This window comes from Endozoicomonas numazuensis (assembly GCF_000722635.1).
GTDB classification, from domain to species: Bacteria; Pseudomonadota; Gammaproteobacteria; order Pseudomonadales; family Endozoicomonadaceae; genus Endozoicomonas_A; species Endozoicomonas_A numazuensis.
In genome coordinates this window covers 726,238-750,287 of record NZ_JOKH01000002.1, presented here as the reverse complement: position 1 = coordinate 750,287, position 24,050 = coordinate 726,238, and the positions used below count along the sequence as shown (strand labels likewise).

Sequence of the window (24,050 nt, the reverse complement as noted above, 5' to 3'; positions counted from 1 at the left end):
TGCATGGGCTTTGAACCTGCTTTTTATGATTTATTCGTCGCTGGCATCTAATACTGCGGCACCCGCATCAAGAATGCCTGCGCCGCAAAGACGGGTATTGCATGTACCGCCGGAGAAGGGGCGAGCATTGAATTTGATGATTTCTTCTAATCTGGCTGGTGTCAGATCAGGGTTGATGGAATACATGAGAGCGGCAACTCCGGCAACATGGGGCGTGGCCATGCTGGTACCCTGATAATACTCATAATTATCCTGAGTGGCAGAAGTGGCTCCCGCATTGGCGGTAGACAGGACACCATTTCCATAATAGCGAGTCTCTCCGCCGGGAGCTGAAATATCCACATGGCTTCCATAGTTTGAATACCAGCTGCGGTCACCGCCTCGATCAACAGCGCCAACAGTGATGACATTATGACAGTTTGCAGGCGTGGCATAAGCTGCGTTAGTGTTTTCATTCCCTGCAGCAACAACAACGGTTACCCCGGCACTGACGACTTCATTGATTGCATTCTGATAACTCTGGGGACAGCCGTAGGAAAAACCTCCCAGGCTCATATTGATTACTTTGACCGGGTTGCTGTTGCGAGCCATACCATAAACGTCCAGTCCTGCTGCCCAGCGCATGGCATCAATAATATCCGAGGTATAACCACCGCATCGTCCCAGAGCGCGTAAAGGCATGACTTTGGCATTCCAGGCAACGCCAGCAACGCCTGTGCTGTTATTGGATTCTGCGGCGATGGTGCCGGAAACATGGGTTCCATGCCAGCTGCTTTCAGTGGGTAAAGAAGGAATGGGCTGGCCATTAGTGTAACCACAGGCTCCTGCTGAAGTCACAGCATCGCCTGAATCAGTTGCATTACTGTCACGGCCTCCACCATCATTGGCTATCCATGAGTGTGATATGAAGTCATGGCCTGAAACTACGTTACCATCAATATCCTTGTGATAAACGATGCCTGTATCGATAACGCCAACAATGACATTGTGGCCTGTTGAAATGTCCCAGGCGGCAGGCAGGTTGCTACCTGCTGTTGATTCAAAGTAATGCCATTGTTCGTTGTAGCGTGAATCATTGGGAGTCCGCATGATCTGCATAATAAAGTCAGGCTCAGCAAAGGCAATTTGAGGGTCGTCCTCCAGGCTGTCTGCCAGTGTCTGAACATCATTAATATTCAGGCTGCTGCCAATCTCAAGAATTTCTTTATCCTTGCCAGCAGCAACACCAAAAGAACCATAGCTGACGCCCTGTTTGATGAAAGCCATGGCATTACCCTGGGTGGGCTTGGGGTGGTACTTGACGATGATTCGGTCGGTTACCTGACGGGGAGCTGTTTCATTCTCCATTTCCTGGGGGGTAGCACTTTGAGGAATGAATCCAAGAAAAAACAGTAATAAAGCAATCCTTGCTTTCATGGCGAGATATCCTTATCTCTGGTTCTTAGAAAAGCGATTCAAAATAGTATGGTTGATGTTAAACAGGACGACACTGCATCTTCGAAGAGGTGTCGTTTTTCCTGTACAGGGGGTGCCTTGTATTAAGAGTTTGAACCAAGTAATAATCCACCTGATGTGTCATATCAGATCTGTAATTTCTGCTGTTTATGATTGAATTACCATGTTTCAACGTTATAACCTGAATCAAATGACAAAAAAATGGCAGTTGAGATATGCTTGAGTACTGGTTGAGTTCTATTCAGCATCCCTGGTTGCTGGCATTACTCATTCTTTTGGGCAGCTATATATTGGAAGATGCTGCTATCGTATTCGCGGCTTTATTAAGTGCAGACGGAGCCATCAGCAGTCAATTGGCATTTTGGGCACTGTTTATTGGTATCTTTACAGGTGATCTTGGGCTTTATGGATTAGGCGTTCTTGCCAGAAAAGTAAACAGACTAAGTCGTTTTCTTGACCTTTCATCTGTTGAACGTTCTGGAGTTTGGCTGGAAAATCGAATGTCGACGACCGTGCTATCTGTGCGGATTATACCGGGACTGAGATTTCCTGTTTATACAGCCTGTGGATTCTTTAAGCTCTCTTTCTTAAAGTTTTTTATGTTGGTTTTTATTGCTTCTATTGTCTGGACTGCGTTTTTATTTTCGGGCTTTTATGCGGTTGGAGTTATGTTCTGGTCTGAATTAGGCCTTTGGAAGTGGATTTTGTTACCTGTTGTCGTGATTTTAATCATGTATGGACATCGATTGATTTATCGCACATATGGAGTGTTGAAATAACCATGGAAATAACCGACACGGAACGTCTGGTTGAAACATTTGTACGCCCTGACGGAAAAGACAAGGTGGTTCATCAGGGAATGCCACCACTGGATATGTCGGATAAAACCATTTCCTATTTTGAATTCTGGCCCAGTTATATTTTTTATCTTCCCGTCGCTGTGCAATGGCTTTGGTTATCGATTCGATATAGGGGAGTCAGCTTACCTTTAATCAGTAACCCCGGAATCAGCCTTAGTGGAATGGTAGGGGAATCAAAGTCAGAAATTTTTTCATCCGCTTCTGGAGAGGCCAGAGAAAAAATTGCGCCCTGGTGCCTTATTTCGGATTGGAGTTCAACAGAAGATGCTGTCTGGCAAGCTCGCCAGCTTATGGGGTCTATTGAGCTGGAGTTTCCAGTTATTGCCAAGCCTGATGTCGGCTGCCGGGGGGCAGGGGTTCAAATTGTCAGAGATACTCTGGAGCTTAAAGCTTATATCAATAACTTTCCCAGTTCGGGTCAGATTATGCTTCAGAAAGTCATACCGTATGAAGCAGAGGCCGGTGTATTTTACATTCGTTACCCGGGGGAAGAACGAGGACGGATATTTTCAATGACACTGAAATACCCTCCTTATGTGATTGGAAATGGCGTGGATACTTTGCGGCAGTTAATCGAAAAAGATCCAAGGGCCAGTAAAGTCAGCCAGCTGTATTTCAGGCGTCATTTTCAAAAGTTGGAGCAGGTTATTCCCAGAGACGTTCCATTTCGATTGGCATTTGCAGGCAGTCATTCCAGAGGCGCTATCTTCCGAGATGGCAGGGAATATATAACCCCGAAGCTTGAAGAAGCCTTTGATAAAGTGGCTGAAGGCTTGCCAGACTACTTCTACGGACGCATTGATATTCGATTTAGAGATATAAATTCTATAATGAATGGCGAAAATTACTATATACTTGAAGTGAATGGTGCCAGTAGCGAAGCAGCCCATATCTGGGATTGCAGAAATTCTCTGAGAGAAGTCTATCGAGTTCTGTTTTATCAGTATCGCACGCTCTTTCGACTGGGGTGGCTCAATCGGCGCCGGGGATTTCGCCCACCTTCCATTTTTGCGTTGTATAAACAATGGAAGCAGGAGCGAGAGCTTGTCAGACAATATCCGGATACGGAGTAATTGTCCGCAGGGAGGCGAGGATGATCCGCGCTATTTTGGCTCTGGTGTTGCTGTTCAGCAGCAATGCTTTTGCTGCCAAGAATATTTATACCGGCTGGTTCAGTAATAAAGCAGTCAGTGGGTATGACACGGTGGCTTATTTTACTCAAGGTAAAGCCGTTAAGGGTAACGCCCGATTCAAGTACAAGTATCTGGATGTAGAATGGTACTTCTCCTCTGAAAAACACCTTGATATGTTCAAGAGAGAACCTGATAAATATCGTCCTCAGTACGGTGGTTATTGCGCTTGGGCTGTGGCTGAAAAAAAACAAAGAGCGCCAGGTGATCCCAATTACTGGAAAATTGTAGACAAGAAACTTTATCTGAATTACGACGCAGATATTCAGGGAAAGTGGCAGAAAGATATACCGGGCTTCATCAAGCTGGGTGATACGAACTGGCCAAAAATGATGGCTAATTAATGCAAGGAGAGCATTATGTTCAAGGAAGGCTTTAAGTGGATATTGTGTATATACATTGCTTTTGTATTTGTACAATCCCTGTTTTTCAAATTCACGGATGCTTACGAGACCGTATACATTTTCAGTGTTCTGGGGAACTGGTCAGGTCTGGACTGGTTTGCTGAGTATGGTGCTTATGGTGTGGGTATTACAGAGCTGATTGCTGCGATACTTTTGATGATTCCTGCCTGCAGACTATACGGAGCCATTCTTTCTGCAGGTGTTATGGCAGGGGCTGTCTTCTTCCATCTGTTTACACCACTGGGTATCAATATGCCCGAGTTCGATAATACGGGAAATATTATCGGAGATGACGGAGGACTACTCTTTTACAATGCTTCTGGCATGCTGGTGGCTGCAGTAGTTGTCGCTATTATGGAGTTTTTTGATACCGATAATGCGATCAAGCGTATTCTTTTCTAATGCACGCTTCTTTGAGCGGGATAGGAGTATCCCGCCCATTCTCCCAATGAATATCGTCACAGTGTTTTCACAATCTGTTAATGGGTTTGTCATTTCTCCTTCCTAGTCTTGTTCATAAAGGTCAGCTTGTTCATTATAAAAGATAGGAAGTTGGCCGGTCTCCTGAGCTGGACTGAAAACAATGCCTATAGAGGTAGAAAAGCATTGTTGCTATTACTGATGTTTAGCGGCCAGACAACAAGGCTTTTCACATCAAAGAGAAAGGGAAAAACGGATGACTCCTGACAGTTCTCCATTCAGGCTTCCAAAAAAAACACGGTCTGGTTTACCTGAGGCTGCTGCTGAGTGGTTTTTAGGTTTAAAAACTATGGATCAGCTCTATAAAAAAGAAGTCAATGAAGAATACCCTTCAGATGATTTTATTAAACTGGTGCTGAAGATTTTTAATGTTCAACACCAGGTAGCCTCGGGGGATCTGGATTCAATCCCTGAAACAGGCCCTTCGGTTATTGTGGCAAATCACCCGTTTGGTGGTATTGAAGGTGTAGCGCTTGCCGATCTTTTGTTGCAGGTACGTCCTGATGTAAAGGTGCTGACTAATGAGTTACTTTGTCGTATTCACGAATTAAAAGAGCTTTTTATTGGCGTTGATATTATTAATGCCAATAACAGAAAGAAGAATGTAAATGCGATTGAAGAGGCCAGGAAGTGGGTGGCTGATGGTCATCAGCTGCTTATTTTTCCTGCAGGTGAAGTCTCCAGCCTTGACCTCTCGTTAAGGCAGGTTACAGATCCAAAATGGAGAAATACAGCCGCTCGAATCATCAGACAAACACAGGCTAAAGTCACACCTGTTTTTATAGAAGGTAGAAATGGCTGGCTATTTCAGGTCATGGGGCTGATTCATCCCCGTTTAAGAACAGTCAGGTTGATCAGGGAACTGCTTAATAAAAGAGGTTCAACCCTGAGCTTTCGAATAGGCCGCACATTAGATGAGTCAGATTATCAGTCGATGAGCTCTGATGCTGCTTTAACCAACTACCTTCGCTTGAATACCTATCTATTATCCACGCATAAACCAGTTAGAACCAAATTGGTTTCTCTACCTCGTAAAGAGAGAAAAGAACAGCCAGTTGCAGCCCCTGTTTCTCCTGAAGCACTGAAAGCCAATGTTGAACAGCTGCCAGAGGAGTGCCTGCTGCTGGAAAAGGGAGAAATGAGTGTTTATTGCGCACGATCAGAGCAGCTGTCTCAAGTACTGCCCGAAATTGGCCGCCTCAGGGAAGTCACTTTTCGGGGGGTGGGTGAAGGTACAGGTAAACCCAGAGATCTGGATGAGTATGATGAATATTACCTTCATCTGTTTCTCTGGAATCATAAAGAAGAAAAAATCATGGGTGCTTATCGGATCGGGCAGGTCGACCAAATCCTCCGTTCTAAAGGTGTGCATGGCATATACTCCCGCAGCTTATTCCGTTATCACGCAGAGTTTATCCACAAGCTGGGCAATTGCCTCGAAATGGGGAGATCCTTTGTAGTGCCTGAGTATCAGAGAAGTCTGAGTGCTCTGATGATGTTGTGGAAAGGTATTGGTGCGTATGTAGCGGCGAACCCATGGTACAAAGTATTGTTTGGTCCAGTCAGCATTAGCAGTGATTACAGCGAGGTTTCACGTCAACTGATGGCAGGCTGTCTGTCTATGAATAATTCAGACAGTGTACTTCGTGATTTGGTGCAGCCCACAACGCCTTTAAAGCCAGGCAAAGGTCGTTTCTGGAACCAGACCGACTTATTGGGGCTGACAGACTTTGAAAAGCTCTCTTCCCTGGTGCAACAGATAGAGAAAGATAATAAAGGGATTCCCATCTTACTGAAGCAGTACTTAAAACTGCGTGGTGAGCTGGCCGCTTTTAATGTTGACCCGGATTTTAACAATGCGTTGGATGGATTGATTATTGTTGATCTTCAGAAAGTAGACGAAAGAACGCTCAATAAATATATGGGGGCAGCCGGAGCCAGAGCCTTCCTCGAATATAACCGGCCTGCAGCATAAGACTTTATTATATGAGAGCCAACCTATTCCTGGGCAGGCTCTTCGGCGGCCTGGCGATGCCGTCTGGTAGAAGTGGCTACACCAAAGTCGAGGGGTAGTTTGATGCCTTCCTGCTCCAGCATCAGGGCAATGAGGGCGAGGTGGTGGGTCGTGTGACTCTGCAGAAAAAGCAGTTCTCTGATAATACTGCTGCTGGTTTGAACAGGGCTTCCGGAACCTGTCAATGCCACTACTGAAACCGTTTCAGGGTAGTGGGACATATCTTGCCCACTAAGCAATAAATGAACATTTTTCAGGTATTCCAAGGCCTGATCCACAGACTCTTCCAGCACCGGGTTACGGGGACGGTTGTCGTAATCTATAGCGCCATAATCCAGTCCTTTGAAAAAACAATGATAGAACTCAATGATGTGTCTGACATGAGTGCCTACTGAGCTCGATAAAAGAGATGATGTCTTCTTATATTGTTTTTCAGACAAGTGAAGGAGTACTGATTCCAGTTCTGAGAGCGTGCTGATATTGAATTGGCGGGCGTCGGTCAGAGTCATGCTGTTCCCGGATTATTTTTATCCCTGATTTAATCAGTCTGTCACAGAGGAAGGCTTTTTGTATAGGTGCGGAATCTGAGTCATGCCAATGAATGTCAACAGAGTGCATTCGTCTTGAATGAAATATTGGCGGAGTCATGGATTCTGGTTAGAATGCCTGTCTGAATAGCGGGTGTCAGTAGCCTGAAGCGCTCTAAAGCATTAAATGCTGGAAAGCATAAGCTCGACGGGGCCCTGAAAGTACTGTTTCCAGAAGATGGTTTTCAGCACAGCTGCTGAGGTTTAGTAGCTGACTAATCGACATATATAAATGCTGATAGTGGTATAGAAAGTCACCTTCATCAGTGCGATGAAGCGGGGGAATATCACTAGTAAAAGGACAGGCTGTCCTGTTTTTATATATCTTTTTAGTGCCTGCTTCCCGGTGATCTGGATCAGGGTAAATACTGAAATTACAAGTACAGCCTTTTCGACTACCTTCTAGATAAATGTGCGGTGCCGTCAGTAGGCTGCCTTCCGACTGACAGCCACTGAAAAGAATGAAATTGTTAAGTGACCAGAGGAATTTTCGATGAGTAGCATCCCATCCGAACTGCGTTATGTTCGTTCCCATGAGTGGATCCGAATCGAAGAAGACGGTACTGCCACCATTGGTATTACCGATCATGCCCAGGAAGCTCTGGGTGATGTCGTTTTCGTTGAACTGCCAGAAGTGGGCTCTATTCTGGCTGCTGAAGATGAAGCGGGTGTGGTTGAGTCCGTAAAAGCCGCTTCTGACATCTACGCGCCTATCTCTGGTGAAGTGGTTGCTATCAACGAAGCTCTCGAAGAAACCCCGGAAACCGTCAATGGTGCTCCTTATGATGAAGGCTGGTTCTTCAAGATCAAGATTACCGATGAAGGCCAGTTGAGCGAACTGATGGATGCCGAAGGCTACGCAGAATTCGTAGAGTCAGAAGCCTGATAAGGGAAATCTGACAATCCATGAAAAGCCCTGCTCTGTCAGGGCTTTTTTGTGTTTTATTGGCTGCTCTGGGGTCTTGCTGCCTCTGTTCTGGGCGGTATACTGCAGCATTCCCTTCCCAGTGAACATGACGTTTCAACATGAATGACGATCAGCTGCTGCGTTACAGCCGACAAATACTTTTGCCTCAGGTAGACATTGAGGGGCAGGAGCGACTGCTCAATGCCCATATTGTGATTGTTGGCATGGGAGGGCTGGGTTGTCCGGCAGCGATGTATCTGGCGGCCGCAGGTGTTGGCAGGCTGACCATTATTGATCCGGATGTTGTGGATACCACCAACCTGCAAAGACAGATAGCCTTTTCCACTGATGACATAGGACAATTTAAAGTACATGCAGTGGCTGCAAGAATCAGCGCCATGAATCCTGGAATTGAGATTGAGCCCATTCCCAGGAAACTGGGAGAGCAGGAATTGTTAGCTTTGGTAGAGAACAGTGATCTGGTTCTGGATGCTACCGATAACTTTGACAGCCGATTTATGGTCAATCGTTGCAGTGTTCATTCCGGTGTGCCATTGGTGACGGGAGCTGCTATCCGCCTCAGTGGTCAGCTCACTGTGTTTGATCGATGGCAGGAGAATGCTCCCTGTTATCGCTGCCTCTATTCAGAGGAAATCGCTGAAGAACTGAGTTGCTCGGAATCGGGAATATTGGGACCCGTAGTCGGGACTATAGGTACCATGCAGGCACTTGAGGCCATCAAACTGTTGACGGGGGCAGGAGAGTCATTGAATGGCCGACTGTTGATGTTCGATGCTGCCACTATGCAGTGGCAGAGTCTATCACTGGCCGCTGATCCTGAATGTCCTGTCTGCGGACATCAGGATAACGCCTGATTCAGCCCTGAAAGTTTTTAACTTCGCTCAGCAGGCGTTCTTTGTGATCACTGTCTAACTCATTCCAGTGAGCACCTATCAGAGCGCCTTCCATTGCATAGAGCAATACTTTGGATACCTTGAAACCTCTGTCTCTAACTTTGCAGTAGGCGGCTACAGCACCTACATCATGAAGTTGTTCGAGAGTGCGAATACCTACAGCGTTAAGCCACTGCACTGAAGTTTTACCCAGATTTTTTAATTCGATCAGGTTAGTTGCCATACCGGTTTTCCAAATCGTCCCAAGCGTCCATGAAAGGGTTGCTTGATATTTCTGAATGTCAGAAGGAAATTTCTTTTAATGAGTTAATGATAGACGAGTCTTCACAGCTGCCCAGAAATGGACAGCCGAAGAAGGAAAAATAGATCAATTCAATTGATCAGTCAGGTCGCTTAGCAGTTTTTTACGCCAACCTTTATCTGCGGTATTTAGCACTATGGTGTGCTTTTCTTCGTGATCTGAGAGTGGTTCTTCCCATTGGTGTTGTTGTTGAATGAGGTCTGTCGTCGCTTCAGAGGCGTCTGAGTTATTGAATTGACGTTTAATAATACGGCTCTTCAGAACATTGTCTGGTGCCATACATTTGACAATAAAATAAGGGATTTTCAGCTCAATGGCAGGCTGACAGCAGAGTGATCTTTCCTGAAGTTTGAGCGACGCTCCATCAATAACAACAGAGATTCCCTGACTTAACAGAAAGCGAGCGGTTGACTGAATCTGCAAATAGGTTTTATCAGTGGCTTCCTGTGTATAGATATCCAGCTTGGCATCATGGCTGGAAGCTTCTGGTTTGAGACCAAAAAGTCTTTTACGCTCGATATCCGTTCTGAGCATCACGCAGTTGGAATGTTCTACCAGCTCTCTGCCTGCAGTCGTTTTTCCTGAACCAGACAGACCCTGCATCATGGCAAGAAACGGCTTTTCCAGGGTGCAGTAGCTTTCTGCAAGATCTGTATATTGGCGGTACTCTGCCAGTACCTCTGACCGCAATGGGTCGGTAATATCGTCTCCGTGTAATCGGAACAGGACGACTTTGGCTCTTACCACTGCCCGGTAGGCTTTGTAGAAATTTAATAGGCCCAGTCCCCGGAAGTCACCATTGATTTCCATATACCTATTAACGACTGAAGACGACAGGTGTGAAAGGCCTCTGGAGTCCAGGTCCATGCATAGAAAACCGAGGTCTGCCATGGTATCAGTCCAACGGAAGTCTTCGTTGAATTCAATGCAGTCGAACAGGGTTACTTTGTCTTCAAACAAGGTGATATTGCCCAGATGGACATCGCCATGGCAGGCTTTAATAAAACCTTCAGCCTTTCGCTCTCTGATCAGAGGGAGAAGGCTCTGATAACTTTCAGAAGCCCATTGTTCAAGTTTATCGAGTTGGAGCAGGTCTTGTTTCTGACTCAGCAAAGGCCTGATTTGATCAAAGTTTTGTTTAACCGGAAACCAGACGTGTTCTGCGGAACCGTAGTGTTGTTCTGAAGTGCTGACTTCAATGTTCTGATGAAAGTCAGCCAGTTGCTCGGCTACATCCAGTAAAGGCTCCAGAGTCAATTTACCTGATGAGCTGATAGCATCCAGCATATTCTCTTGTGGAAACTGGTGCATCACAATGGCGTATTCGATGGGGTTAGTGTTGTCATTGAGTATAGGGTTGTCCGGAGAACCGCTGATGGGAATGACCGAGTCGTAGAGTCGTGGAGCAAGACGCTGATTCAGCTTCATCTCCAGTTCACAAAATGTCTTTCGGTCTTCCAGCTTGGTGAAGTTCAGGAAACCAAAATCCATAGGTTTTTTGATCTTGTAGACTCTTTCTCCTGTCAGAATAACCCAGGATATATGAGTTTCCAGAAGCTCTATCTTCTCAACGGGATGAGGATAGGCAGAGGGCTTCAGTAAAGCCTCGATGAGTTCCGTGCTCAATGTTTTGATCCATTGTTGATTATTATTTTTGGCTCTTCCCTAATTTGAGTGGGTGATTATACCCGCCATAGGATAATTTACTTATCCTCTCAATGGAGGAGATTGACATACGGACGTTGCAATTAAAGAGCAATAAGCTCGACACGTGATGAAGTTTCCCGACCCGTCAGTAATTTGAGGCAAAAACACGGCAAACCATAGAGCTATTACGGAAAACTATCGCGTATAATCTCGCACTATGGTCACAAATAGAAAAGCACCGTCCAGAGGAAAATCCTCAAGACGCAGAAAAAAGGCTCCCAAAATGGGGAAGCTAAGGCGCGGGCTCTCAGTTCTTATAAAACTGGGAGTGGTGGGGCTGATTCTGCTGGCTGCCTACTCGGTTTATCTGGATGCAGTGGTTACTAAAAAGTTTGAAGGTAAGAAATGGGCGATTCCTGCTCAGGTCTACGCACGCCCACTGGAACTCTATGAAGGGCAGCTTCTCAATCCGAATGAGCTTCAGGCTCAACTTCGTCGTCAGGGCTATCAGGCCGTTAGAGATGTCAGGCGACCGGGTACTTTTGCCCGCACCGGCAGCCGCTTCACAATTTACAGTCGGGGGTTTCATTTTCCAGACGGGGCTGAGGCTTCGAGGTATGCCAATGTCGCATTTTCTGGCAACGAAGTAGTCAGTCTGAAAGGGAAGGCTGCTGAAAATATCCCATTATTGAGGTTGGATCCTCAACCCGTTGGTGGTATTTATCCTTCAACCTTTGAAGATCGTATTCTCATACGTGAGTCACAGGCTCCCAAGCCTCTGATCAAAGCTCTTTTAGCGATAGAAGACAAAAATTTCTACGATCATTGGGGCATTTCTCCAAGCTCTATTGCCAGAGCCTTTCTGGTCAATCTGAGAGCTGGTGGAGTTGTTCAGGGCGGAAGTACCCTGACCCAACAGCTGGTAAAAAACTTTTATCTGAGTAATGACAGAACGCTGAGTCGCAAGATTAACGAAGCCATTATGTCGGTACTGTTGGATTTTCATTACTCCAAAGATGAAATTCTGGAGACTTATCTCAACGAGGTTTATCTGGGGCAACATGGCCGAAGGGCTATTCATGGTTTTGGGCTGGCCAGTCATTTCTATTTTGCCCAGCCTATTCAGGAATTAAGCCTTGCTCGAGTAGCTCTACTGGTAGCCTTGGTGAAAGGTCCATCCTATTACGATCCAAGGCGTTTTCCCGAAAGAGCAAAAGAGCGAAGAAATCTGATTCTGGATGTAATGGCAGAAGAAGGTATTGTGCCTCAATCCGAAGCTGAGCGATCCAAGAAACTGCCTCTGGGCGTTGTCACACGGGAGCAACTCAATACCAGTGCCTACCCTGCGTACATTGATATGGTGAAGAAGCAGCTAAGAGAGGATTACGATGAACGTGATCTGACCTCGGAGGGCCTGAGAATCTTCACGAATATGGACCCTATTATTCAGCGCTATGCCCAGAAAAGTATGACCGAAACAGTTGGTCAGCTGGATAAAGACAGTCCTGATCTTCAAGGCGCAATGGTAGTGACTTCGGCTCAGACCGGAGACCTGCTGGCAGTCGTAGGTGACAGGAATCCGGGTTATGTTGGCTTTAACCGGGCATTGGATGCACGACGTCCCGTGGGATCCTTGCTGAAGCCAGCAATATATCTCACTGCTTTGGAGCAACCAGCAAGATTTACTTTAACGACACCTGTCAAAGATAAGCTCATTCAGGTAGACGACGGACAGGGAGGACTTTGGGAGCCTTCCAATTACGATGGTAAATCCAGAGGGATGGTGCCTTTGCAAGAAGCTCTGGCCAAGTCCTATAACCAGGCTGCGATCCAGACAGGTATGGCGTTAGGTCTGGATAATGTTCTGAATACGGTTGAGCGTCTGGGAGTGGACAAAAAACTGCCGGCGTATCCTTCAGTCATGCTGGGCGCTGCATCCCTTTCTCCAATGGATATTGCTTCGATGTATCAGACCATTGCCAGTGGTGGTTTCAAGATGCCGTTGCGTGCTATTGATGCTGTTGTTGATGCTCGGGGCCAACCATTAAGGCGTTACAGTATTTCTGTAGAGAGGGCATTTAATTCTGCTCCTATGGAGCTCTTGCGCCATGCCATGGGCGAGGTCATGAGAGAAGGTACGGGGCGCAGGGCATACTGGAGTATCAGTCAGGATATACAGCTGGCAGGAAAAAGTGGCACCACCAATGATTCCAGAGACAGCTGGTTTGCCGGTTTTACAGGAAACCTGATGGCGGTTACCTGGCTGGGAAATGACGATAACAGTCCGACAAATCTGACGGGTAGTAGTGGTGCACTCAGAGTCTGGACGCGGTTTATGCAACAGGTGCCTATTAAGTCAGTACAGTCTTTGAACAGTGAGCAGATCGAATATGTCTGGACAAAGCCCGCAGCCAATGTGAGAACAGGCAAACGCTGTGAAGGTGCTGTCAAAGTTCCTTACATTAAGGGTTCAGAGCCTGAAGGGTATCAGGGGTGTAGTCGAGCCGTGAGCGAACCGGTCAAAACCCTGTTTGATTCCATAAAGTCATGGTTTGAATAAATGCCCATAGCGAGACAAAAATGAAACGATTAATACCTCTGCTATTTGCCGTTCTTTTAACAGGGTGTGCCGGTAGCGGTCAGATAGCTTACATATCGCCATCTATTTTGGGCGGGGGCTCTCCTTATTCTGATCGTTCGGATGCCGTGGGTACTCTTCTGGATCAGGCATGGAATGCAATGGCTGAAGATGAACTGAGCAGGGCCGGAAGTGCCTTATCCAGAGCGATGAGGATCAGCCCGACCGATCCATCCGTTTACTACCTGATGGCTCAACTGAGAAAAGAACAAGGGCAATATGATCAGGCTCGGGAGCTGGCAGGAAGAGCTCTCAGTCTGGGTCCCAACCATGGTTTGAAACGACAATTGAATGCATTTTTGGCCAACCTTGGGTGATCAGATATTGATCATTGGGATACAATAGCGTTAATTAATCATTAGGTAAACCCCCGGCTATGCCGGGGAGACTCGCATAGGTTATACCGAGCCTTCGGTAGCTAACCTCGATGGTTCCGCCAAGAACCAAGAGGTTTAACTTATGCCAGACTACAAAAGTCTGACCCATACTCGATGGGATTGTAAGTATCACGTAGTTTTTATTCCCAAAAAGAGGCAGAAGCACTGCTGTCCGGTTAAAAATCCGGAATAACTGGGAAGTGCCTGTCCCTGTTGGTTTACAGTAAAATAGAAGTTGTCGAGACAGCTATTTCACAGACCAAGAGAGACAGGCATGAAGCATCATAACAGCGTTTTCCAACAGTTGCTCAAAGTCATTCCCCGCCACCAATTCCAGAAGGTGGTTGACCGTCACAATGGTGATCATCGGATCAGAACTCTGTCATGCTGGACTCAGCTGGTCGCCATGATGTTTGCTCAACTGGCCAGTCGGGTCTCGATTCGGGATTTAGTTGAGAACTTCAACACCTGCCACAGCCACCATTACCATTTGGGCGTCTCTCGCATAAAGCGCTCTTCACTGTCGGACGCCAACAGTCATCGGTCCGCCAGCATTTTCTCAGAGACTTTTTTCTTTCTGCTGCAAAAGGTCAAAAGCCATCTGCCACGGGGAGCGGCCAGTGACATGGTACGTCTGATTGACTCCACAACCATCGACTTGAATGTAAACCAGTTTGAATGGGCTCATTTCAGGAAAACCAAGGGCGGCATAAAGCTGCACACGGTTTATGACCCGGAGGCAGATACACCGACCTTCTTCGAACTGACCAGCGCCAAAGTGAATGATCGTAAAGCCGCTCAGAACCTGCCCATTATGGCGGGTGTTACCTATGTTTTTGACCGGGCCTATGATGACTACAGCTGGTATTACGAGATGACCTGCCAGGGTACTCTTTTCGTTGGCAGAATGAAGAGCTCTGCGGTCTACGAAGTCATTGAAACTCGTGCAACGAAGGAAAACTTTATCCTTGAAGATCAAATCATCAGGCTTTCTTCTGACAAAGGCCGTAAAGACTGTCCAACCTACCTGAGACGAGTCAAAATTCACCGTGAGGAAGACGGCAAAGTACTGGTATTTATCAGTAATGACCTGAAGAGAACAGCGGTTGAAATTGCTGCCCTGTACAAATCTCGCTGGCAGATTGAACTGTTCTTCAAGTGGATTAAACAGAATCTGAAGATTAAGCGGTTCATTGGCAGAAGTGAGAACGCAGTGAAAATTCAGGTTCTGACAGCAATGATTGCCTACCTTCTACTACGCCTGGCCCAGATCACAACACGCTGCCAGCTGTCGTTACAGCAAATAGCCAGGAGAATCAGTCTTAATCTGACCGGTCGTCGTTCTCTTCTGGAGTTATTCAGTGATCCTCCGGAGAAAAGCGGGGGCAGCTTGCTCCAGAATCAGGGAAAGCTGGAGCTTGGATATGTTTAACCGGACAGCAGTGAGGCAGAAGGTCATTTATGGCAGTTTGAGAAAGTTTTTGGGAGCGATATTTCATGAACTCGCCAAGCGAAAAGAGTGTGAAATTATAGAAGGGCATTTGATGCGAGATCACGTACATATTTGCATCAGTATTCCACCAAAATACTCTGTTTCTTACGTCGTAGGTTATCTGAAAGGGAAGTGTGCAATAGCTATTGCGAGGCACTTCAAAGGTAAGCAGCGGAATTTTTCTGGTGAGCATTTTTGGGCAAGAGGATATTTCGTCAGTACAGTTGGTCTTGATGAGGATATGGTCAGAGAATATATTCGGAATCAAGAAAAGAATGATGAATCACGTGACCAGCTAAGGTTTGGTTTTGAACCGCGCCCTTGGGCGCAATAAAAGCCCTTTGAGGACGTCATCTAATAAGCCTCCGGCTCTGCCGGAGGTCAGTTAACTAAATGATATACGGCAAGTCATGAGTACAGAAGTTAGAGCATTACTGGTATCTCTGGAAGAAGAGTTGAAAAGGTTGAACTGCTGGCAGAGTATGCCGCCGTCAGCAGAGGCTATGGCCAGTACAACCCCTTTTTGTATGGATACCATGGGGTTTACCCAGTGGTTGCAGTGGCTATTTATTCCCAGGGTTAGTGCCATTCTGGATCAGGGCGCTGCTCTGCCAAAAGGTGCCAATATCAAGCCTTATGCAGAAGAAGCTTTGGTGGTTGAGAAAGTAGAAGCCACTCAGTTATTAGTGTTGGTTGAGCGTTTTGATCAGTTAATGAATTGATGGATGTGTGCCTGCTTATATGCTGAGCAGGCACACCGTAGGGAGATTATCAAGAATGTGACTTGCTTGAGATCTCAAAGCGAGTGTTATACCCTTGCCCGAAATTTTTCTATTTTAATATCTTCGTAATAATATTGTCGTATAATTTTGCGCCAATATACCTTGTTGTGATTATGGATTACGCAACATGAACTAATAATAGTGAATTGGATTAAGTTGAAGCGAAGCTCGACTCATTCAACATAATAAAAATATGCAAGGGATAGCGGCGTGTATAAGAGAAGCAAGTATTCATGTTTTTTGAGTTTTGCTATCAATCTTCTTTTTCTTCTTAATATTGGAAGTCTGTGGGCTCTTGATGCGAAGTTTCTTAAACAGAGTATAGCAGACAATGGAAGTATTTATTCAGAGTCTGATCTAACCAGTGTTTCAAGGTCTACGGTTGAAGCTGTTATTACACTGAGTCTTTTAGGTAATACAGACTCTTCTATCCAGGCTAATGCACTAAAATACCTGGAGAGTTTTGATTCGGAGAGTCTTGATACTGAATCTCTATCAGCTATTACATCCCATAAGATCAGGCAGGGTGTTTCTGTTGTAGCAGAACTGGAAGAAATCCTGAGTCGTCAAAATCAGGATGGTGGATTTGGTAGTAATAAGGGATACAGCAGTAGCGTTCTCGACACAGCTGTTGCGCTTTATGTACTTTCACAAGATGCGCAAGTTCAAACAGCGGAAGTAGCTGCCATACAATACTTGTTAGAGAAGCAAGTTAGTAATGGGGCCTATTCTGTCTATGATTCTAATGAACCTTCCATATCTGCCACTTCTTTTGTCTATAAAGCGCTTCAGCCATATAGGTTTAAATACACCAATGTTCCCGATGCTCTGGAAAAAATGGGGCAGTACCTGTTAGAAAATCCTTCTACTGCTTCCGGTTTGAACGAATCTTGGCAAAAAGCCATTGCCTTGCTCGCAATTATTCCCGAAATTCGTGACTCTCGTCTTTATAAAACCCAGGTTGATGAGCTGAAAGCTAATCAATTGCCTGATGGGTCCTGGGAAGGCGATGTTTTTGTAACAGCCTTGTCTCTTCGTGCCCTCTACCTCGCGAGCAATATCACCTTCCCTGAAGAACCAACGATGGGGACATTCAGTGGAAGAGTATTCTCTGTCAGTCCAAACCTTCCATTGAGTGGTGTTGTTGTTACCGTCAAAGGGCAAGAGGATAAGCAGTCCAAAACAGGTGACCAGGGCTATTTTGTTATTAAAAACATTGACCCCGGGAATCATGAAATAGCCTATTCAGTTGCTGGTTACCAGACAGTGCAGCAGACAGCAGAAGTGGCAAAGGGCCAGATAGTAAACCTTGGTTTGGTAAGGCTTCAAACTGTGCCCGATATAGCAGTCATCGAAGGCACAATTCTCAACGCAAAGTCTGATAAAGCCATAAGTGGTGCAAGCCTGTCGTTGGCAGACGAGAGTGGTGACAATACATTCACAATTATCAGTGACAGTTCAGGGCGATACCAGGCTGAATTGAAGCCGGGCAAATACAAGATCAAGGTGACTGCAGCCGGGTATCGTGAAGTTTCTGCGAATGCTGTTATGGAAGCGGGAAAGAGAGTGATCTTTTCACCTTCTCTTGTAGGGCAAGGGGAACCTGACAACATTAAGCTTTCTGCTAATGGCGTGGTGGTTGATTCAGATACGGGTCAAGCAATTTCGGATGCCAATGTTAACGCACAAAGTTCTGCTGTCTCTGTTTTAACCGGAGTGAGTGGCCTTTTTGTTCTTGATGATCTGGAAGCTGGAAAGATTACCCTGACTGTTGCAAAGGAGGGTTATGAGTCCAGGTCGCTTGAATTTATAGCAAACGCAGGGAATAAGGTGAATGTAGGCAGTGTGCAGCTTGTTAAAAAACCTGAAGGAGAAGACGAGCGCAGTACCTTGTTTGGAAAAGTGTTCGATGTTGTTACAGGGCTTCCGATTCAGGATGCTGCTGTAGCTATTGATGGTTTAAATCAAACAACAAGAACGCTTTCTGACGGGTCATACACTCTTGATGACATAAAGGACCTGAAATTTAAACTATTGGTCAGTGCTTCCGGGTATTGGAGTCAACTGCCAGAAGTAGACATGGAAGAATATGGAAAACTGCAGCTCAATGTTTCTTTAGCTCCTTCTGATTCGGGAGGGCTTGCCATTACTGAACTGGGAGCAGGAAGCGCTCATTTTTCAGCGTATGAGCCTGTTTCAATTACAGCGACTGTCAATAATGCTGGGGATGTACCGAAGACAGCGCAAATGTATATCGAAGTGCTGGACAGCGCGGACAGGATTCTTTTTGCGACACCTGTAGGAAGTATGACAGGTGGTGTTGGCCCTGGCGACCCCATAGTCATTCTGCCTGAGAAAACGGTATCTATAGATGCAAACTGGTTTACTGCGAATAAACCTGCGGGCAGGTATCGTATCAAGCTGTCTGCATATGACCAATTTACAAAGCAGCTGCTCACTGAGAAATACACCAGTATTACGATTGTTGAGACCAGTGCATTAGCTCAGGTCAATCTCAGGTTGAACAAAGCATTTTCTCATGTTGGTGCTACTGAACGACTGATATTAACGGCTAATGTTGTTAATCGCTCAAATAAATCATCTGATTTCACTTTTAAAACAATTTGGCGTGACACTGACTCAGACATTATTAAAGAGGTAGATAAAGTACTGAGTTTGACGGGGAACGATACAGAAAAGTCGATTGTTTTGTTGGATATGGAGCACCTCTTTAAAGAGAGCGGACGCTATCCGTTTACTGTTGAGTTGAGTAGCTCACTATCATCTCCAGATATTAAGGGAATCAGTGTAGAGGTGGCTCCTTCTGTTCGAGTTGAGGCCGAACAAAGTATATCCGAGAAGGTGATTACTCCTGATGGAGATAGAACAATAACCATTGGCGTCAAAATCAAGGGAGTTGAACAATGAGAATTAAGGAATATTTCATCCCGACGTTGGCGATAGCTTTCGGTTTTGTATTGTTTAGTGTTTTGGTAGGTATTAGTGCTCATGCGAGCAATAATAATGGCAAAAATTATGTTTTGTCATTTATGCCGAATATTGATGGTAGTGCTCGCCTGTCTGTCATTATCTCCAGTGAAGAGAGGGCTAATGGCGCAGTTCACATTCCCGGGCTCAACTTTGTTAAAGACTTTTCGATTGAACCCAACACTATCATTCGCATAGAGCTCCCCTCCAAAGTCGATGAACCAAGCGTTAACGGTATATCAAATCTTGGAGTACGTGTAACAAGTGATGTCAAAGTCGCTGTGTATGGTTTAAACCAGCGAAGATATACTACAGATGCTTTTTATGGGCTATCTATAGATACTTTGGGTACTGAATACTCAATTCTTAGTTATAGGGGTTACAGTGGAAACGCACCATCAGAATTTTCAGTCACCGGGATTTACGATGGCACGGTAGTGACCATTACTCCCATACTCAGCGCGCATGGCAGGCTAGCCGGTGAGCCTTTTACGATGACGCTGGACGCTAATGAAGTTTTTTTATTCAATGATCCTGGTAATGGTGATCTGACAGGAACATTAATCAAATCTTCTACTCCTGTTGCTGTTTTTAGTGGCGCTGAATGTGCATACGTACCCGTGACAAAATCAGCCTGCGATCACCTGGTGGAAATGCTTCCCCCTGTATCAACATGGGGTAAATCTTTTTTGACCGTCCCTCTGGCAACCCGGAGAAGTGGTGATGTTTTCCGTATATTAGCTTCTTCTGATAATACAGAAGTTAAAATTAACGGAGAGGTGATTGAAACCCTGGCCAAAGGGAAGTTTGTTGAGAAAGTATTAAGCACCCGCTCTGTCATAGAAAGCAGTGAGCCTGTTCTTGTTGCTCAATATTCACAAGGGCAGAGCAGTGACGGAGTTATATCCGACCCTTTTATGATGCTGGTACCTCCTGCTGAGCAATTTTTAAAAAGTTATACCTTTGCGTCTCTCGAAGAGAAACTGGGTTTTGTTAATAACTATGTCAATGTCGTTGTTCCAAAAGATAATACTAATTCGATTGTTCTTGATGGCGAGGCTATTGCGCCAGACAAGTTTGAGGATATTGGTAATAGTGGATTCAGTGGAGCACAAATCAAGGTGTCTGAAGGTTCTCATACTATTTCCAGTCCGAACCCCTTTGGTATCTATGTCTACGGTTTTGGCAGTTATGACTCGTACGGATACCCGGGAGGAATGAATTTTGATCTGATTAACTCCACGGGTGACAGTTTTGCTCCTTTCGTTAAACTCATTGAACTTGATGGAAGCATTGAAGGTATTGCAGGTGATTTTGAAGATCTGAACCTCAACTCACTCATTGATGCCGGTGAAGACCTGAATAAAAACAATACGCTTGATCGTCGGACTGAAGACATCAATGGAAACGATGAGCTGGATGAAGGTGAGGACCTGAATGACGATGGTGTGATTGATCGTGATACGGGTATTTTCAGGGTTGAGCTTGAAGAAGGTTCAGAAAACCTGGCTCTTGATACAAAGAACTTTATTCCTGGTGCGTTAAAGGTGCAGTTCACTCTTAATGCCATTAATAAAGACTTACCGGCCAGCGGGATACTGGTGATCAGCGATGGGGCTGGAAACAAGGTTAAAAGGGAGATCGTCCTTAGTGATAAAAAACGACTGACCAATGTTCAGGTCATCAGTCAATTGTCAGGGGCAGACATCGACCTTGTCAGTAGCTCTTTTTCAATTAAACCCGATAGCGTCAGCCAAAAGGATGGAAGCACGCTTATTGAGTGGCGATTTGACGATATCACCATTGATCAGATTGAAGACCTGAGTTACGACATTACTTTCAAGAACCCTGTGCCAGGTGAGACAAGAGTGGTGACACAAGCTCTTGATTTATATTACCGGGATATCAACGGTAATGATGTCTATCAGTCTCTGGGACAACAAGTGATCGATGTACTGTCATCACGTTACCTGCCATCCATCGGTACGAACAGTAACCAGTATCCTGCAGATACTAATGTCATGCTCACCGCTGTCGTTCAGAATACAGGCACAACGACGGGTTCTGCAGTAGCGAATATTTCAATTTTTGATACTGAAGGCAATAAAGTTGCGGAAGTTTCTGGAAATAATCTACCCGGAATAGGTTCAGGAAACTCGGTCAGTTTTCAAAGCCTATGGAATACGTCAGATACGGCTAATGGTCAATATATTGCCCGTATCCATGTGAAAGATGATCTTACGGGTCAAGTGGCTACTGCCAGCAAACCCTTCACCATCCGGGCCTCTGGTTCAGGAGGGGAAGAGGTTACGATTATCAACATCCGAACGACAACCGACAAGCAGGTCTACCACACAACCGACAGGGTTAACGCTGAAAATCTGATTCAGAACCTGTCTGTCAATGCGGTAGCCCAAGCCTCAGAGCTCCATATCAATGTTATTTCACCGGATGGGGATATTATTTTCAGTGAAGTCATGGATATGCTTGAACTGGCATCGGGCGGAGTACAACAGAGGTTCAGTGCTATCGAGCTCAAGGGGGTTGTGGAAGGCTCCTATCAGGTGGTCGCCAGACTGATAGAAAAGGGCGGGAATGAAATTGTCATGTCCCAGGCAGAGTTCAGGGTGCAGGAAAGCATGCTGACTGCTCTAAGAGGAAAGGTGACGGCTGACCAGAGTCAACTGATCATAGGTGAACCTCAAGTCTGTTATTTCACTGTTGAAAACAGTGGCACTAAAACCTCTACTGAGTTGTCTATGAGTCGTTTAATGGTGGATATCGGAGGACAAAGCTCTAACGTGTTGGGCGAATCTTCAGTCATTCTAAACTCTGGTGTGACAGCTGAATATACGCATCCGATAGCTACCGACACTCTAAATCCTGGTGGACATGCCTGTGTATTGCAAACGGTGATAGACGGTGAGCAAGTAACATTAGCCAATGCAGGTTATACACTTGTCTGTCCTGCAGAAGTACCCGTTGCGGAAGTAAAAAATTCTCATTACAGCTCTAACTTATTGGTTAATGGATCGTTTGAGCGTCACGGATATCTGAACTACGGCGACTGGGGAGTCTTCAGATATATACCTGGCTGGGTGGCTCTGAAAAACCGATTTGAAATTCAAACCAACGGAGTTTCCCAGACCGCTACGGATGGTAAAGCGATATTGGAGCTGGATGCGCACCGTAATGCGTTGATTGCGCAATGGGTTGAAACAGCGCCCGGTGATCAGTACTTGTTGAGTCTTGATTACTCTCCACGTGTGGAAGGCGACAGTGACTCAACCACAAATAACATTGATGTGTATTGGGGACATGAAAAAGTCACGACCCTTGAAGGCAATAGGGCAGGTTGGAAGACTCTGCAATTTAAAGTGGCGGCACAATACAACCTGACGAAGCTGGCTTTCCATGCAGTGGGTGAAAACGACAGTGTTGGCGGGTTGATTGATAATGTTCAGTTAAAGTGCACTTCATGTCGTTTTGATAATCTTGTACAAAATAGCTCCTTTGAGCAACACGGTGCCCTGGACCAGTTTTATTGGGGGCTCTTTTCTAATATACCTGGCTGGAGAGCCACAGGTGCTGAACCGTTCAAAATTCTTGAAAGCCGAACAGGTTGGAGATACAACGCCTGGAAGCGCAAAGGATGGCTTGCGGAGAATGACTATAAATTCTGGAAGCATAGAGACTGGATCCATGGGCAAAACCACCAGATAGATGATGACCACTGGAGAGATACGCATGTAGCCAGATACCTCAAGCATTATATCTGGGGTAAGGACTACGCCTTTAGAACCTTCTATGACAAGAGTTGGGTCGTTCATGGTGATGCAGCTCTGAAGCTGGACGGTTATGAAAACAGTGCGATTCGCCAGGATATAACGACCCGGGTAGGGCAGAAGTACAATCTGACCCTGGGCTACGTGCCCAGTATTCACTGGCCAAAAGATACCAATGATATTGAAGTTTGGTGGGGCGATGAACAAATCGATACGATCTCGGCTGAACATCGTCACTGGACGAGTAAACATTATGAGGTAACCGCCAGTGAATCGAAAACAGCACTGACTTTGAAAGCTACCGGTACATCAGACGGTGTGGGCGGGCTTATTGATAATGTGAGCCTGAGTTGCCCATTTGATGATAGTGCTTTTAAGAATCAGATGACCAATGGTTCGTTTGAAGATCATCCCTCTATTCACTATGGCCGCTCCGGGTTCTTTGATGCCATTCCTGGCTGGCAGGGCGATGGTCAGAAACCCTTCGAAATCCAGTTTGGTAAAGTTGCAGGCATTCGTGCTAAGGAAGGCCGATCCAGACTGGAACTGGATGCCCACGAAAACGCTGAAGCGACACAAGTCGTCAGAACGAGCGCCGGAGACAGTTATACCCTCGAATTCAGTTATACACCCAGAGTGTCTACTTATAACGAGAAAGAGTGTACCTGGTTTCAATGTGAAACCAGGGAGGTTTCACCGGGTGATACCAACCAGGTGGAAGTCTGGTGGGATGGAAAACGGCTGGATACATTGGATGGCAGTGATACAGGCTGGATCACCAAGCGCTATGAGGTGGTTGCCTCCAACGATAGTGCCGAGCTGGTTTTTAAGGCCACCGGCCTTTCAGACAGTCTGGGTGGGTTGATTGATAAAGTCAGTCTGGTCAGGAACCCCGTTAAGTTAACCATTACCTCTGAGCCCATGACCCATGTTCTGGAAATTGAACCCTATAGGTACAAGGTTGCGGTCACCCAGGACAGGAACGCGCCTATTTTTGAGTTGGATCAGTATCCTGAAGGTATGAGTATCAGTGTAGAAGGCGTGATCAACTGGGAACATCCCATACCAGGCGAATACCCTGTGATTGTACGGGTATCAGATGGTTGCGGGGATACTGCTATTCAGTACTTTACTTTGAAGGTTGAGCCTCCTTTACAGTGTCGCTGAAAGGGACTGCCTGATAAGCAGGTCGAAAAATAATAGAAGCATCGCTGGGTTGGCCAGATAAT

The 24,050-nt window shown here is 45.8% G+C and carries 17 protein-coding genes and 2 pseudogenes; 15 read left to right on the top strand and 4 right to left on the bottom strand.

The features are described from left to right. Nucleotides 1-30: 30 nt before the first annotated feature. Nucleotides 31-1,416 (bottom strand): S8 family peptidase, encoded by a 1,386-nt coding sequence (locus GZ78_RS10670; protein WP_051786047.1) that lies wholly within the window; start codon nt 1,414-1,416, stop codon nt 31-33. Between the two features lie 254 nt (nt 1,417-1,670). Between GZ78_RS10670 and GZ78_RS10665 the strand changes: the two genes are divergently transcribed. The 5 genes from GZ78_RS10665 to GZ78_RS10645 all read left to right on the top strand — a co-directional run bounded on the left by GZ78_RS10665 (nt 1,671) and on the right by GZ78_RS10645 (nt 6,364). After that, nucleotides 1,671-2,234 carry a DedA family protein gene (locus tag GZ78_RS10665; protein WP_051786046.1) on the top strand — a complete coding sequence of 188 codons (564 nt, stop codon included), beginning with the start codon at nt 1,671-1,673 and terminating at the stop codon, nt 2,232-2,234. 2 nt (nt 2,235-2,236) lie between these two features. After that, complete coding sequence (locus GZ78_RS10660; protein ID WP_152558660.1) at nt 2,237-3,388, top strand: ATP-grasp domain-containing protein; 1,152 nt, start codon at nt 2,237-2,239, stop codon at nt 3,386-3,388. A gap of 20 nt (nt 3,389-3,408) precedes the next feature. Next, nucleotides 3,409-3,849, top strand: a complete 441-nt coding sequence (locus GZ78_RS10655) for a YHS domain-containing (seleno)protein (protein ID WP_034835298.1) — start codon at nt 3,409-3,411, stop codon at nt 3,847-3,849. A 15-nt stretch (nt 3,850-3,864) separates the two neighbouring features. Then, nucleotides 3,865-4,311 (top strand): MauE/DoxX family redox-associated membrane protein, encoded by a 447-nt coding sequence (locus GZ78_RS10650; protein WP_034835296.1) that lies wholly within the window; start codon nt 3,865-3,867, stop codon nt 4,309-4,311. Nucleotides 4,312-4,585: 274 nt separating this feature from the next. After that, nucleotides 4,586-6,364, top strand: coding sequence for a lysophospholipid acyltransferase family protein (locus GZ78_RS10645; protein WP_034835294.1), 1,779 nt, complete (start codon nt 4,586-4,588; stop codon nt 6,362-6,364). A gap of 23 nt (nt 6,365-6,387) precedes the next feature. Here GZ78_RS10645 and GZ78_RS10640 read toward each other — a convergent pair whose 3' ends face one another. Next, nucleotides 6,388-6,912: a hypothetical protein gene (locus GZ78_RS10640; protein ID WP_051786045.1), complete on the bottom strand. Its 525-nt coding sequence runs from the start codon at nt 6,910-6,912 to the stop codon at nt 6,388-6,390. 571 nt (nt 6,913-7,483) lie between these two features. On the opposite strand from GZ78_RS10640, the gene gcvH reads away from it, so the two are divergent. Both gcvH and GZ78_RS10630 read left to right on the top strand, forming a co-directional pair. Next, nucleotides 7,484-7,876: a glycine cleavage system protein GcvH gene (gene gcvH, locus GZ78_RS10635; protein ID WP_034835292.1), complete on the top strand. Its 393-nt coding sequence runs from the start codon at nt 7,484-7,486 to the stop codon at nt 7,874-7,876. A 140-nt stretch (nt 7,877-8,016) separates the two neighbouring features. Continuing rightward, on the top strand, nt 8,017-8,772 hold the full coding sequence (locus GZ78_RS10630; protein WP_034835290.1) for a HesA/MoeB/ThiF family protein: 756 nt from the start codon (nt 8,017-8,019) through the stop codon (nt 8,770-8,772). A 1-nt stretch (nt 8,773) separates the two neighbouring features. On the opposite strand, the gene GZ78_RS10625 is transcribed toward GZ78_RS10630, so the two are convergent. Further along, nucleotides 8,774-9,034, bottom strand: a complete 261-nt coding sequence (locus GZ78_RS10625; protein WP_034835289.1) for a TfoX/Sxy family protein — start codon at nt 9,032-9,034, stop codon at nt 8,774-8,776. Nucleotides 9,035-9,178: 144 nt separating this feature from the next. Next, nucleotides 9,179-10,738 carry a bifunctional aminoglycoside phosphotransferase/ATP-binding protein gene (locus GZ78_RS10620; protein ID WP_034835288.1) on the bottom strand — a complete coding sequence of 520 codons (1,560 nt, stop codon included), beginning with the start codon at nt 10,736-10,738 and terminating at the stop codon, nt 9,179-9,181. Between the two features lie 304 nt (nt 10,739-11,042). Between GZ78_RS10620 and mrcB the strand changes: the two genes are divergently transcribed. The 8 genes and pseudogenes from mrcB (at nt 11,043) to GZ78_RS27395 (ending at nt 23,988) form a co-directional block, all read left to right on the top strand. Then, the gene (mrcB, locus tag GZ78_RS10615; protein ID WP_051786044.1) at nt 11,043-13,319 is read left to right on the top strand and encodes a penicillin-binding protein 1B; all 2,277 of its coding nucleotides are present in this window, start codon (nt 11,043-11,045) and stop codon (nt 13,317-13,319) included. Nucleotides 13,320-13,339: 20 nt separating this feature from the next. Further along, on the top strand, nt 13,340-13,714 hold the full coding sequence (locus GZ78_RS10610; protein ID WP_081869787.1) for a tetratricopeptide repeat protein: 375 nt from the start codon (nt 13,340-13,342) through the stop codon (nt 13,712-13,714). Between the two features lie 142 nt (nt 13,715-13,856). Beyond that, nucleotides 13,857-13,937, top strand: a pseudogene (locus GZ78_RS28300) (IS200/IS605 family transposase); the annotation flags it as partial. 111 nt (nt 13,938-14,048) lie between these two features. Next, nucleotides 14,049-15,206: an IS4 family transposase gene (locus tag GZ78_RS10605; protein WP_034835285.1), complete on the top strand. Its 1,158-nt coding sequence runs from the start codon at nt 14,049-14,051 to the stop codon at nt 15,204-15,206. 13 nt (nt 15,207-15,219) lie between these two features. Then, nucleotides 15,220-15,600, top strand: a pseudogene (tnpA, locus tag GZ78_RS10600) (IS200/IS605 family transposase); the annotation flags it as partial. A 76-nt stretch (nt 15,601-15,676) separates the two neighbouring features. Continuing rightward, nucleotides 15,677-15,988, top strand: a complete 312-nt coding sequence (locus GZ78_RS10595) for a YqcC family protein (protein WP_034835282.1) — start codon at nt 15,677-15,679, stop codon at nt 15,986-15,988. A 270-nt stretch (nt 15,989-16,258) separates the two neighbouring features. Beyond that, nucleotides 16,259-18,976: a carboxypeptidase regulatory-like domain-containing protein gene (locus GZ78_RS10590; protein ID WP_152558659.1), complete on the top strand. Its 2,718-nt coding sequence runs from the start codon at nt 16,259-16,261 to the stop codon at nt 18,974-18,976. Continuing rightward, nucleotides 18,973-23,988 carry an IgGFc-binding protein gene (locus tag GZ78_RS27395; RefSeq protein ID WP_051786042.1) on the top strand — a complete coding sequence of 1,672 codons (5,016 nt, stop codon included), beginning with the start codon at nt 18,973-18,975 and terminating at the stop codon, nt 23,986-23,988. Before GZ78_RS10590 ends, GZ78_RS27395 begins: the two co-directional genes overlap by 4 nt. Nucleotides 23,989-24,050: the final 62 nt, after the last annotated feature.